The sequence below is a fragment of the Zunongwangia pacifica genome, from assembly GCF_023499215.1.
In the GTDB taxonomy this organism is placed as follows: Bacteria; Bacteroidota; Bacteroidia; order Flavobacteriales; family Flavobacteriaceae; genus Zunongwangia; species Zunongwangia pacifica.
In genome coordinates this window covers 14558-26780 of the sequence record NZ_JAKHSK010000039.1, presented here as the reverse complement: position 1 = coordinate 26780, position 12223 = coordinate 14558, and the positions used below count along the sequence as shown (strand labels likewise).

14 protein-coding genes are annotated in these 12223 nt (G+C 36.6%); 8 read left to right on the top strand and 6 right to left on the bottom strand.

The window, feature by feature from the left end:
* Positions 1–149 precede the first annotated feature (149 nt).
* The 6 genes from L1967_RS19020 to L1967_RS18995 all read left to right on the top strand — a co-directional run bounded on the left by L1967_RS19020 (position 150) and on the right by L1967_RS18995 (position 5613).
* Complete coding sequence (locus L1967_RS19020) at positions 150–752, top strand: FMN-dependent NADH-azoreductase (protein WP_249603086.1); 603 nt, start codon at positions 150–152, stop codon at positions 750–752.
* 106 nt (positions 753–858) lie between these two features.
* A complete protein-coding gene (ygiD, locus tag L1967_RS19015; protein WP_249603099.1) occupies positions 859–1686 on the top strand; it encodes a 4,5-DOPA-extradiol-dioxygenase in 828 nt (275 codons plus the stop codon).
* 139 nt (positions 1687–1825) lie between these two features.
* On the top strand, positions 1826–2008 hold the full coding sequence (locus L1967_RS19010) for a hypothetical protein (RefSeq protein ID WP_249603085.1): 183 nt from the start codon (positions 1826–1828) through the stop codon (positions 2006–2008).
* Entirely contained in the window at positions 2008–3033 is a 1026-nt protein-coding gene (locus tag L1967_RS19005; protein WP_249603084.1) for a glycosyltransferase family protein, read from the top strand. The genes L1967_RS19010 and L1967_RS19005 overlap by 1 nt, the downstream gene beginning before the upstream one ends.
* Before the next feature lie 24 nt (positions 3034–3057).
* Positions 3058–4464 (top strand): GH1 family beta-glucosidase, encoded by a 1407-nt coding sequence (locus L1967_RS19000; RefSeq protein ID WP_249603083.1) that lies wholly within the window; start codon positions 3058–3060, stop codon positions 4462–4464.
* A gap of 297 nt (positions 4465–4761) precedes the next feature.
* Entirely contained in the window at positions 4762–5613 is an 852-nt protein-coding gene (locus tag L1967_RS18995) for an endonuclease/exonuclease/phosphatase family protein (RefSeq protein WP_249603082.1), read from the top strand.
* Between the two features lie 236 nt (positions 5614–5849).
* On the opposite strand, the gene L1967_RS22305 is transcribed toward L1967_RS18995, so the two are convergent.
* Positions 5850–5978, bottom strand: a complete 129-nt coding sequence (locus tag L1967_RS22305; protein WP_262917468.1) for a hypothetical protein — start codon at positions 5976–5978, stop codon at positions 5850–5852.
* A gap of 455 nt (positions 5979–6433) precedes the next feature.
* Here L1967_RS22305 and L1967_RS18990 point away from each other — a divergent pair, with 455 nt between their 5' ends.
* Positions 6434–6625 carry a cold-shock protein gene (locus L1967_RS18990; RefSeq protein WP_013072074.1) on the top strand — a complete coding sequence of 64 codons (192 nt, stop codon included), beginning with the start codon at positions 6434–6436 and terminating at the stop codon, positions 6623–6625.
* Positions 6626–6889: 264 nt separating this feature from the next.
* On the opposite strand, the gene L1967_RS18985 is transcribed toward L1967_RS18990, so the two are convergent.
* From L1967_RS18985 to L1967_RS18965, 5 genes are all read right to left on the bottom strand, one after another.
* Positions 6890–7624, bottom strand: coding sequence for a hypothetical protein (locus tag L1967_RS18985; protein ID WP_249603081.1), 735 nt, complete (start codon positions 7622–7624; stop codon positions 6890–6892).
* A gap of 96 nt (positions 7625–7720) precedes the next feature.
* Complete coding sequence (locus L1967_RS18980; RefSeq protein ID WP_249603080.1) at positions 7721–8503, bottom strand: sterol desaturase family protein; 783 nt, start codon at positions 8501–8503, stop codon at positions 7721–7723.
* A gap of 110 nt (positions 8504–8613) precedes the next feature.
* Positions 8614–9384 carry a LytR/AlgR family response regulator transcription factor gene (locus L1967_RS18975; protein WP_249603079.1) on the bottom strand — a complete coding sequence of 257 codons (771 nt, stop codon included), beginning with the start codon at positions 9382–9384 and terminating at the stop codon, positions 8614–8616.
* A 4-nt stretch (positions 9385–9388) separates the two neighbouring features.
* Complete coding sequence (locus tag L1967_RS18970) at positions 9389–10414, bottom strand: sensor histidine kinase (protein WP_249603078.1); 1026 nt, start codon at positions 10412–10414, stop codon at positions 9389–9391.
* Between the two features lie 376 nt (positions 10415–10790).
* Positions 10791–11375, bottom strand: a complete 585-nt coding sequence (locus tag L1967_RS18965; RefSeq protein WP_249603077.1) for a DUF4251 domain-containing protein — start codon at positions 11373–11375, stop codon at positions 10791–10793.
* Between the two features lie 446 nt (positions 11376–11821).
* Here L1967_RS18965 and hpf point away from each other — a divergent pair, with 446 nt between their 5' ends.
* Positions 11822–12121 (top strand): ribosome hibernation-promoting factor, HPF/YfiA family, encoded by a 300-nt coding sequence (hpf, locus tag L1967_RS18960; RefSeq protein WP_249603076.1) that lies wholly within the window; start codon positions 11822–11824, stop codon positions 12119–12121.
* Positions 12122–12223 lie beyond the last annotated feature (102 nt).

The window sequence follows — 12223 nt, the reverse complement described above, 5'->3', positions numbered from 1 at the left end:
TAGTAACATCTATGGAAGCACCCTTAATCGTAGCCTTATTGTTTATATATTTGTATATACAAATGTCGGTAAATAATCTAAATACAAAATAATTTTCTAATACATACCTTATGGGATTATCCTAAGGTAATTTACTTAAAACAGATACTATGAAAAAGATACTTCATGTAATTTCTACATTAAACGGGCAAAATTCCTACAGTTTGGCTTTAGGAAATAAAATTTTAGAGCAGCTGAAAAAAGAATATCCTGAAAATGAGGTTGTGGAAAGAAATCTCGTTGCAGAAAATTTTCCACATATTACTGAAGAAAAATGGCAGGCGATCATTACCCCTGAAGAAAATAGAACTGAAGCACAAAAAGAAACAATAGCTTTTCAGGATGAAGCGATCCAGGAATTATTTGATGCTGATATTTTAGTGATTGGCGCGCCTTTATACAATTTTGGGATTCCTTCACAATTAAAAGCCTGGATTGATCACCTGGCGAAATCGGGAGTTACTTTTAAATATACCGAAGAAGGTCCTCAGGGATTAGTAAATGGAAAGAAAGTATATATCGCTATGAGTTCAGGCGGAGTGTATTCTGAAAATCCTGCTTATGATTTCGTATCAGATTATCTAATCAAAATATTTGGTTTCTTAGGAATGACCGATGTAGAATTGATACGGGTAGAAGGTATTGCCATTCCTGAATTAAGAGATGGAGCCTTAGAGAAAGCGGAAAAAGAATTAGTAGCATCCATGGCTTAAATTCCCCGAGAGAAAAAGAAAAATCATTATAAGCCTTTCGGTATGCTATCCGAAAGGCTTTTTTATGGCCAGCAAAAACTACAAGAATACCTTAATTTGATGAATGATGCATTTAGCCGATCTCCATAATATTGCAACAAGTTTTAAATCTACCCCAAAAATGCCTGCACTATTTTTTGGACATGGTAGCCCGATGAATGCGATCGAAGAAAATGAATTTGTAGCCAATTGGCGAAAAGTTGCCGCAACTTTGCCAAAACCAAACGCTATTTTATGTATTTCGGCCCATTGGATTACTGATGGGACGGCGGTAACCGCTATGAGTAATCCAAGAACCATTCATGATTTTGGAGGTTTTCCGCAAGAATTATTTTCCGTGCAGTATCCGGCAAAAGGAAATCCCGATCTTGCCAAAACAACTGCATCTTTAATCACAGGCGAAGAGATTCATTTAGATCATCAATGGGGATTAGATCACGGAGCCTGGAGTGTACTAAAACATTTATATCCTGAAGCAGATATTCCAATTGTTCAGCTTAGTTTAGATGTTCGTAAAAGTCCGCACCAACATTACAAATTAGCCAAAGAGTTAGCGATACTTCGACGAAAAGGAATTTTAATTATCGGGAGCGGTAATATAGTGCATAACCTGCGCCGTATTGACTGGGCTAACATAAATAAAATCGATCACGCTTTCGATTGGGCCAGAGAAGCTGATAATAAAATTAAAAAATTAATCACATCTAAAGATCATCATTCGCTTTTGGATTATTGTCATTTAGGTGCAGCGGTAAATCTTGCCGTCCCTACATCAGATCATTATTTACCTTTATTGTATACCCTGGCCCTGCAGGAAGATAAAGATGAATTGGAATTTTTTAATGATAAAGCGGTAGGAGGATCGCTCACGATGACCTCTGTAAAACTTAGCTAATAAAACCGCCTGTTACACGCTTTTACCGATAATCAAAGATTACCGGAGTAGGTTTAACCTTAAACATACACTTATTTAAAATACACGTAATACACTTTAAGTCATGGTCTTATATATTTATCGGTGATAAATCACTGTTATGGATAAGCTTATGATGTTGAAAGGGAACACTAAGATTAAGCGCACTAAAAATTATTATTTAAAAGATGGTTTTCAGAAAATATTGGTGGCCATTTTTGTGCAGCGTAGATTAAGTGCGATGATCTCACCATTTATTCTGAAGAAAAAAAATCATATCCATTTTTTTAGAATATCGCATTAATGAAAATACTTTATGCGATCCAGGGAACCGGCAACGGACATCTTAGCCGGGCACTTGAAATTATACCTATTTTACAGCAAAAAGGAGCAGTTGATCTTTTGGTTAGCGGCATTCAGGGGGATTTAAAATTACCTTACCATGTAAAATATCAGCTTAAGGGCCTTAGTTTTATCTTCGGGAAAAAAGGCGGTGTGGATATTTGGAACACCTATCGTAAAAACCGAATGAAGCGCCTGTACAAAGAAATAAAAAGTGTCCCGGTACAAGAATATGATCTGATTATTAACGATTTTGAACCGGTGACCGCCTGGGCATGTGCGATGGCGCATAAAAATTGTTACGGATTAAGTCATCAATCGGCCGTATTACATCCTTTAGCACCAAAACCTTTAAAAGAAGACTGGCTGGGCTTAAAGATCTTAAAACAGTATGCGCCTTGCAGTTTTAGTTTTGGTTTTCATTTTAAAGCTTTTGATGACTATATTTTTACTCCGGTGATACGGTCTGAGATTAGGCAAATTCAGCCTGAAAAATTAGCACATTATACCGTATACCTTCCTTCGTATTCCGATAAGAAATTACTCAAATTGTTCAGCAGTTTTCCTGATTTCAAATTCGAAATATTTTCAAAACATTTTAAAAAAGCTTCCGCAACCTATAATATCATCATCCGTCCCGTAAATAACGAAGATTTTGTAAAAAGCCTAAGCACATGTAGCGGGGTTATTTGTGGCGCAGGTTTCGAAACGCCGGCCGAGGCTTTATTCTTAAAGAAGAAACTGCTGGTTGTGCCTATGAAAGGCCAGTTTGAACAGCAATGCAATGCCGCGATGCTTAAAACAATGGGGATCACGGTGCTTAAAAACTTAAAAAAGAAGTCCTGTCATGCCATCGAGAAATGGCTCTTAAAGGATGAAATTATCGAGGTAAATTTCCCTGATGAAACCGAAGCAATAATCGATAGGCTTATTGCCATCGCTCAAAAAGACCTTAAATTTCCGGCTACTCCTCCTGAAATTGTATAAATAACATTCTCAATATAGATACTTGTGAAACAAGCATATTTTTCAGCATTAAAATCGGGTGATTTCGAGAATGATTTTATTTGGGGAACCTCTACCGCCGCTTTTCAAATTGAAGGAAGTCCCTTTAGCGATGGAAAAAAAGCATCAATCTGGGACGAATTTTCGCATAAAAAAGGAAAAATATATCAGGGCCAGAATGCCGATGTTGCCTGCGATTTTTATCATCGTTTTCGCGAAGATCTGCGATTGATGAAATCGATGAACATCAAACATTTTCGGTTTTCGATTTCCTGGTCACGGGTTTTACCCGACGGTACCGGAGCCATTAATGAGGCAGGTCTCGATTTTTATGACCGCTTAATCGACGAATGCCTAAAACTGGAAATTACGCCCTGGGTAACGCTTTACCATTGGGATTTACCGCAAGCCCTGGAAAATAAAGGTGGCTGGACCAATAGAGCGATTATTAACTGGTTTAGCGAATACGTAAAAATTTGCGTAGCGCGGTTTGGCGATCGCGTAAAAAACTGGATCGTTTTAAACGAACCTTTGGTGTTTTTGGGAGCAGGACATTTTTTGGGAATTCACGCCCCGGGTAGGAGAGGGGTTAAAAATTTTATTCCGGCAATGCACCATGCCTCACTGTGCCAGGCGATTGGTGGCCGTATTTTAAGGGATTATGATAACAACCTGAATATTGGTACTACCTTTTCCTGTTCGTATATCGAAGCCTATCGGGATCGCGAAAAAGACCATAAGGCCGCTAATCGCGTAGATTGCCTGGTTAACAGGCTGTTTTTAGAACTCAGCCTTGGGTATGGTTATCCTTTTAAGGAATTACCATTTTTAAAAAGGGTGGATAAATTTTATAAACCTGAAGATGATCACCTGCTGAAATTTGATTTTGATTTTATCGGGATCCAGAATTATACTCGTGAAATTGTAAAAAATGCCTGGTGGATTCCGTATCTACAGGCGACCAATATTAAAGCAGAAAAGCGAAACCTGCCGACTACTGAAATGGGCTGGGAAATTTATCCTGACGGACTTTTTCAGCTCCTAAAAAAATACGATGCATATCCGGGAGTGAAAAATATCCTGGTGACCGAGAATGGCGCTGCATTTCCAGATAACCTGGTGAACGGAGAGGTAAAAGATGAAAAGCGACAACAGTATATTCAGCAATATATAGCAGCGGTATTAAAAGCCAAAAATCATGGCGTTAATGTTAATGGCTATTTTGTATGGAGTTTTACCGATAATTTTGAGTGGGCCGAAGGTTATCATCCAAGATTCGGACTGGTATATATCGACTACAACACTCAGAAGCGAATTATTAAAAATTCGGGGCTTTGGTATCGTGATTTTTTACAAACTTCAGGAACTTCAAAAAAAACGAAAATATATTCATCAGATTGTTATAAATCCTAGGCTGTTTTTATTGAAATTCAACATTCATTTTTTAACACCAAATCTCTTTATTTTCGGGATATGTTTCTGCATAATGAGCGGCAAAATTCCTTATAAATCCATAAGTTTATAGCCATGATTTTTTAATACCATTACCTAAAAATATAAATAAAGTAAACTATCTAAGAGAATGCCGATAAGGCATTTATAAGAAAATTATTTTATGTAGAGGCATCCTGCTCCCGTCCCGATAGCCATCGGGATTGGGATGGGATCGAAGCATTTTAATCTCGATTATCGAGTAAATAAATTACAACAATGAAAAACAGCATCTTAGCAGCGTTCCTTTTCTTATTTGCTTTTACCGCAAGCGCGCAAAAGGAAGTAAAAATTATGAGTAGCAATATAAGAATGGCTACAGAAAGCGATGGTATTAACTACTGGAACTATCGTCGAGACTGGTTTACTGATATGGTAAAATTTGAGAATATCGACGTTTTTGGCGCTCAGGAAGTGTTGTACTCTCAATTAGAAGATCTACAAAATGGATTAAAGGATTATGGCCATATTGGTGTAGGCCGAAGAGGGGGCAATGAAGGAGAATTTTCGCCCATATTTTATAAAAAAGATTCGTTTGATGTTTTAGAAAGCGGTACACTCTGGTTATCTGAAACTCCTGAAGAAGTAGCCTCTAAAGGATGGGATGCCGCTTTGCCGCGTATTGTAACCTGGGCGAAATTCCGTAGAAAAAAGGATAAAAAAGTATTTTTCTTTTTTAATACCCATTTTGATCATGTAGGAACTGAAGCACGGAAACAAAGTGCGCTGTTAATACGAAATATAATTGCCGATAAGATCACCAAAGGTACACCGGTTTTTGTGACGGGAGACTTTAATGTGCCACCTTCTTCTGAAGCTTATAAAACCATGATCTCTGACGAAGGGAAAAGCCTGAAATTACTGGATGCTAAATTGCGTGCCGCAAAACAATACGGCCCTGAATATACTTTTAATGGTTTCGAAATGGAACAAAAAGAGGACCGGGATCTTATCGATTATATTTTCTTTCAGGGAAATGTAACCATTAAAAGTTATCAGGTGTTAGATGCCCAACGTGGTTCCAAATTTATATCAGATCATTTTCCGGTGATCATAGAAGCGCAATTTTAAGTTCCCTTTCAAGGAGATTTCGATATGAAATCTTTTATAACTATTTATTATTGAATGTCCGCCATAGATAATAATGAAGTGTTGTCACCCTGAACTTGATTCAGGGTCTCATTAAAATAGCTTGATTTTTAATACTGTTTGAGATTCCGGATCAAGTCCGGAATGACGAAAAAAACGAATTATTACAAATACGGATAATCAAATTTATTATTCTTCAATCGAATTCAAGTTAGACCTCACAGGTTTTTGAAACCTGTGAGGTCTTTCATTTTCAGGAGTTCTACATTATCTGGCTCGTAAGGAAAAGGGATACTGAGGTTGGCATTACCTATGGTATTTTTATAGATTTCCGTAGCCACCACCATAAGTTTCCTCTTGCGATTGTGTAAGTATTTTAATGCCAAGGGCTTCTGCCAATGCTTCTTCCCTTATATGCCATTCCGTTTAGTAGTTTTTGTATCAATATAAATTCCTCACTTCAGTGGTCAATTACTACTTCTATCATTGTTAAATCGAGTAGGGGATATCATTTTTTATAATATTTACCTTCATTTTTGAAGACGGAGAGGAAATTTGCTAAGCTATTGCATTGAAGGCTGACAACTTCAATCCATCAAAAATCAGTTTTTTTAGATAGCCGTTTAAAGGAACATATTTAAAACAATAAATAGCCGCGCAAACCTGGTAAATTGGTGGGATAAAATAAATTAAAAAATATTTTACTGAATATCAAATTGTTAAATATTAAAATAAATGAAACTTATAGTGATTTATCCAAATATTAGTTCCACCTTTGTCACTTATTAATTAATACATTAACATGAGTAAAGGAACAGTAAAATTCTTTAACGACAGTAAAGGATTTGGATTTATCACTGAAGAAGGAGTAGACAAAGACCACTTTGTACACGTAACAGGTTTAATTGACGAGATTCGCGAAGGCGACGAAGTTAAATTTGATCTTCAGGAAGGTAAAAGAGGATTAAACGCAGTAAACGTAGAAGTTATATAATATATAGTTTTTTAAGGTTTATTAGAAAGCTCACCAGAAATGGTGAGCTTTTTTGTTTTTAAGCAAATTTAGTTGTTATTGTAGTGGTATTTAACATCATTAACCGGCAGGATCAAACCCGGGTATCCAGCTTTAATAACCGAAAATTGAAGAGTCTTAGAGGGCAATAAACAGTAAACTTCCTAAAAAACCGGGTGCGTATAAAAATAAAACGCCCTTCCCGTAAGAACACGAAAAGGACATTTCATCAGATATTAGGCTAGATTACCAACTAATGGCATAGGTGTTTCCGCTTTGCATGGTAAGTGTAGCAGTGTTATCACCATTAAATACCACCACACCAGAATATTCATAGGTATTACCGGTAGAACTTAGCCCGGTGAAACTGGCTTCCACCTGTCCTCCGGTAAGTTTTTGATTTTCTTTCATTAGGCTTACATCACCATTAACCTTGATCGTACTGTCAAAAGATTTTTGCATACGCACCCTGGAAACCTGTTCAGAAATCAGAGTATAATCCATAGTTAAGCTGTAGTTAGGTTCAGATTGTTCTAGATTAGAGATCCCTACAGTAGCGGTCATGTCCCCGTCAGAATTCATACGTTGCGATTCATATTCGGTAGTCCCTTTAAGGGCTAGAGCGCAGTCCAAAAGGATATTATCGGAGCAATTGAGCTGCCAGGCCCAATTGTAGGCTGCAATATAGGAAAGTGCAGCACCATTGTAATCCAGTTGGTAGCTGTTGGTATATTCCTGATTGCACTCATAAGTTACATCAAGAGAAGCTTCAATATTAAGACTTGCCTGTATGCTTAACTGTACAACCCCGTTGCTTTTGGGCGAAATAGCTAGCGCTAAAGATTCAGCAGCCTCTTCTTCACTTATCTGAGCTTCTTCTGCGGTTTGCTCCTCATCAGATGCCGAACAGGAGATAAAACTAAAAGTTATTCCTAAAAGGCTTAACAACAGTAACATTTTTTTTGCTTGATTATGTTTCATACCATCTTATTTTAAAAGTTAAGTCCAAAATTAAATCGCAATATTTCGCTTTTGCTATGTTTTCTGGGTGAAGCTGAAAAATAAAAGGGTGAAGTTTTACCCTTTATAAGTCATTTTACTTTTAAACAGGTCAATAAATCCCTTAAAGTTCAGTTTCAGCGGATTGTATCCTATAAAACCGGTGGTAGTGCCATAGGTAGCTTTAATGGTTTCCCGTTCGTAGCTGTTAAACAAAAGATCCCAAATGATTAAAAAACCTCCAAAGTTTTTATCTATATAGCGTTCATTAGAGCCATGATGGACGCGATGGGCAGAGGGAGTGTTGAATATGTACTCTATAAACCCCAGTTTTCCTATAGCTTCAGTGTGCAAAAAAAACTGATAAACAAGGTTTAAAGCCAGTGAAAGCAGTATAAATTCTATAGGAAATCCCAGTAGCAGGAGTGGCGCATAAATAAACGGCGTAAGCACGGTACTTAACCAGTTAAGCCGGTAGGACACGGTAAGGTTCATATATAAGCTGGAATGGTGAATAAGATGAAAAGCCCATAAAAATTTAATTTTGTGCGACAGTCGATGATACCAGTAATACACAAAATCCACCAGGATAAAACAGCTGACAAAAACCCAGGTATTTTTTTCCAAATGAAAAAGTTCATGCCGGGTAAAAAAAGCACCGATGCTTAGTTCTATTCCAAAAAAAGCAAGTTTACTCAACTGAAATCCGGCAAAAATAACCAGATTGGTCAGGGTATCGCGTAATTCATATACATGCTTATTATTGCGATAGCTCCAGATCATTTCGCCTACAATAAGCAATATCAGTAAGGTGATCAAACCGTATCTGGGTTGATTGGAATAGTTTAGGAAATCGATCATAACAATTGTTTTGATCAAATTTCCGAAGTCTGCTACTTGATTTTTAGTTTTAAATTCTTCAAGCTGAAAAATCAAGGGGTAAACGACCTGAAATAGCTTGTAAAGCCTGTTTAATGATCAAGCCATTTTTTAAACATAGGAGCCTTTGCTTTGCTCACGATTATCTTTTCATGGCTTTTTGGAAGTACGTGAACGATAAGCCTACCGTTAAAATAAAAATCGATATGCTGTATGGCACGCCGCTGTACGATAAACTGGCGATTGGCTCTATAAAAAAGATTGGGATCTACCTCTTCCTGAATTTTTTCCAGAGTAGCCTCCACAATATAGCGACGGCCTTCCTGAGTAAAAGCATAAACCACCTCCTTTTCGGTATAAAACCAACTGATGGCACTTACTTTAACGGGAATTAATTTTTCCTGATACTGTACAAGATAAGATTTCTTATAAGTACTGGCAGGCGTTAAGGCAGTTAGGAGCCGAGATACCGTGTCCACGTCAATACTGGCATTCCTGGAAGACAAGCTGTTGTATTTTTGAAGTGTATGTGCCAATTGCTGATATTGAAAGGGCTTTAATATATAATCTATACCGTTTACACTAAAGGCCTCCAGGGCAAACCTATTATAGGCGGTAACAAATATTACTGGAGGCCCTGGAGCTATTTCCTTAAAGATATCAAACGATAAACCATCATTAAGATGAATATCCATAAATAGTAAATCGCAATCGGTGATATGTACTTTTAGCCAGGCCACACTTTCCTGTACCCCCTTCAAAATGGTGAGTACTTTTAGGGAAGGATCCAGTTCGCATAACAAATGTTTCAGGTTCTGCGCAATAGCCGGTTCATCTTCTATAATGGCAACTTTTAAAGACATAAGATTAAATTAAAGGTAAGACCACCCTAAAATAAGTTAATGATTTCTGGATCTCCAGCGATTTATTAGTTAAAAGTTGATAGCGTTCCTGCAAATTAGCAAGTCCTATCCCGGTTGACGTGATCTTGACGGGAGGAAGGGTAAGATTGTTTTCAAAATAAATATTTTCCCCGTCACTGGTAATTTTAATCTTCATCTGGTGCTGTTCTGAAACCTGGTTATGTTTCAATACATTTTCTAACAGTGGTGGTAAGGCCATAAAAGGTAAATGTTTGCCTAAGGCTAAATCCAGACAGACTTTCGCCTGTAAATTCGCTGCATATTTGATCTTCAGCAACTCCAAATGCGCCTTTAACAATTGTAATTCCTGCTCTACCGGTACAAGTTGCCCTTGCTTTCCTGAAATCCCATAGCGTAAAATCTGGGACAGATTAGCCAAATACTGCTGCGCTTTTGAGCTAGACTCCGTCATTAATGCCGAGAGGTTACTCAGGGCATTGAATAAAAAATGCGGATTCATCTGAGCTTTTAAATTTTCCAATTGTGCCGTAGCGTAAGCCCGTTCTAACCGCTCATGTTCTTCTTCTTTAAGACGCTGCTGGCGATAGAGTACAAGCATACTTACTAAAATGGTTACCAATCCTGCACCAACAATATACCGGAACAAATAGCCTGCCCGGTATAAAAATAAATCACCCGTATTATGGAAAAGCTGCTGCTGACTAAGCTCCGCAAAATATATGAATACCAAGAAAAGAAACAGGTTAGAAAGTATAAGGCTTAAGCGTTTACGATGAGACCAGTTACTGTAGCGAGTGAGTTGCAAAAGGTTAAAGCGGGCCAGGACGTAACAAAAACCAAAATGTAAAAAAGTTTGGTAGAGCAGTTCAGGAAGATTGAAAGCCCAGGGGATACCCAAAGCTTGTACGCCCGGAACCAACAAGTTTAACAGCCGGTGCATGTTTAAGGCGATGGCGATAAACAGGCACCCGTAGAACAGAAAAAATTTTTCAAATGAAGTCAAACGCATCTGTACCTTAATTTTATTAGTGAGCGCTTAAGCGATATACAAAATACATATTTCTGCTTTATGGAAACAATCTTTAAAGGTAAAGCTGATAAATTTGGAGGTAAAAGCGCTCTTTAACGGGGCGAAGAGTTGATTTAAGACAAGATTTTTGTTGATTCGTTTTACTACGCCGGCAAACGGGATAGAATTAAATAAATAGTAAATTTATATATATTTCATTATAAATTTTAAAATGTCACTAACACTGCCAAACCGTCTTTTTTAGGACTGATTTTTGACCTATAATTTATATTATGTAAAATAGAATAATTAAAATCTTCGCCCTATTTGAATAATTATACAGAAACTTTTTAAATACGCGCTTAATTTCGCTTTGCTATTCCGCTTCCTTTTCTTCCAATGGCTCAAATGTACCAGTATACGAAATATTATCGCGCTGCGAACTATTTACCGATGTGCTGGCATTGCCGTTTGGATATAAGGTAATAAAGAACTGATAATTCTCAGATTCGTCATTGGCGCTAAATTCATAGCGCACATAATCTTTCTCTTTATTCTCCGTAAAAGATAATTCCTGCGGAATTCCTTTAAACTTAATAGCGCCACGATTATTATAACCGCCGCCCATTTGCCGAACGCCAAAATACGGCAGATAAATATCTACAGAGTCCGTTTTAAATTTGATATAATTGGTATTCCCAATTAAATTGATATTACCGCTATTAAAATTTGGATTATTTATAAAGCTCACGGTATTCGCTCGTAATGGATTAGCCCAACGGTTTTCGATTTTAAATTCCTTTTGCTGTGCAAAATCACTAAACTCCTTAAAATTATGAATCCCCTTCATGGTATAGTCTGCCGACCCACAACTAAAAAGCGCTATCGTAATGATAAAATTCATTAAAAATCTTCTATAAATTCCTAAATTGATATTATACTCTGGATTATGGTATTTCATCACTATCCTATTTTAAATCAACACGTAAGATACGAAACAAACTTTATTTTTAGCCTTAAAAGTTATGAATTAATTAGAGGAAGTGAGATTAAGAATCAAGACACAAGAATCAAGACCATACTGTAACTTTTGAACCTTGAACTTTTAAAGTTTGAACGATCCCTAAACTGCATAAAATTATTCTTAAATAACCTTAACAGTCGTTTTTCTTCCTAAATCGATTAATTAAACGCATAAAACCCTATAATTTTAAGGGTTTATTCTATTTTTTAAGTTGATATTTGTAAGTAAACTCTTAATTTAAAGGGGTTGTTTTCTAAAAATATTAAATATTAGTCAGGTAAACCTATAAATTTTTAAATCTATCTTAATTGTTTCTAAAAGAAGCCATAAAAACTTGTGTAAATAACGATTATTAGCGTTCTTAGACCTATAAAAAAACTTTTATGGAAACGATTTATCAATTTGTTGCTTTAAGTAAAAGCGAGCGTCTACAGAGTTTTGTTAACGAAAAACTCGAAAAAATAGAGAAAAAATATGACTTCATTACCCGCGCAGAAGTTCATTTTAAAAGAAATCATGCCGATGATGAAAATGGATTTATATGTAATATTAAAGTAAGCGTTCCTGGACCGCAGCTATTCGCAGAATCTAATTCAAATTCTTTTGAAGCGGCCGCTGTCCAAACGATAAAAGATCTGGATAAGCAACTAGATAAGAAAAAAGGGCAAATGCAAACACACTAAAACATTTTTATTTCCCAAACACACACTAGCATACTAAAAAACCCTTTCAATTTATTTTGAAAGGGTTTTTTAGTGGTGTTCTCATTAAGAACATAGAGTTCG

Coding starts and splice junctions, on each gene's coding strand:
- L1967_RS19010 (WP_249603085.1), top strand. CDS start 1,826: ATGGATAAGCTTATGATGTTGAAAGGGAACACTAAGATTAAGCGCACT.
- L1967_RS18975 (WP_249603079.1), bottom strand. CDS start 9,384: ATGTCTTTAAAAGTTGCCATTATAGAAGATGAACCGGCTATTGCGCAG.
- L1967_RS18985 (WP_249603081.1), bottom strand. CDS start 7,624: ATGAAACATAATCAAGCAAAAAAAATGTTACTGTTGTTAAGCCTTTTA.
- ygiD (WP_249603099.1), top strand. CDS start 859: ATGCATTTAGCCGATCTCCATAATATTGCAACAAGTTTTAAATCTACC.
- L1967_RS22305 (WP_262917468.1), bottom strand. CDS start 5,978: ATGGTGGTGGCTACGGAAATCTATAAAAATACCATAGGTAATGCCAAC.
- L1967_RS18980 (WP_249603080.1), bottom strand. CDS start 8,503: ATGATCGATTTCCTAAACTATTCCAATCAACCCAGATACGGTTTGATC.
- L1967_RS18970 (WP_249603078.1), bottom strand. CDS start 10,414: ATGCGTTTGACTTCATTTGAAAAATTTTTTCTGTTCTACGGGTGCCTG.
- L1967_RS18965 (WP_249603077.1), bottom strand. CDS start 11,375: ATGAAATACCATAATCCAGAGTATAATATCAATTTAGGAATTTATAGA.
- L1967_RS19005 (WP_249603084.1), top strand. CDS start 2,008: ATGAAAATACTTTATGCGATCCAGGGAACCGGCAACGGACATCTTAGC.
- L1967_RS18995 (WP_249603082.1), top strand. CDS start 4,762: ATGAAAAACAGCATCTTAGCAGCGTTCCTTTTCTTATTTGCTTTTACC.
- L1967_RS19020 (WP_249603086.1), top strand. CDS start 150: ATGAAAAAGATACTTCATGTAATTTCTACATTAAACGGGCAAAATTCC.
- hpf (WP_249603076.1), top strand. CDS start 11,822: ATGGAAACGATTTATCAATTTGTTGCTTTAAGTAAAAGCGAGCGTCTA.
- L1967_RS18990 (WP_013072074.1), top strand. CDS start 6,434: ATGAGTAAAGGAACAGTAAAATTCTTTAACGACAGTAAAGGATTTGGA.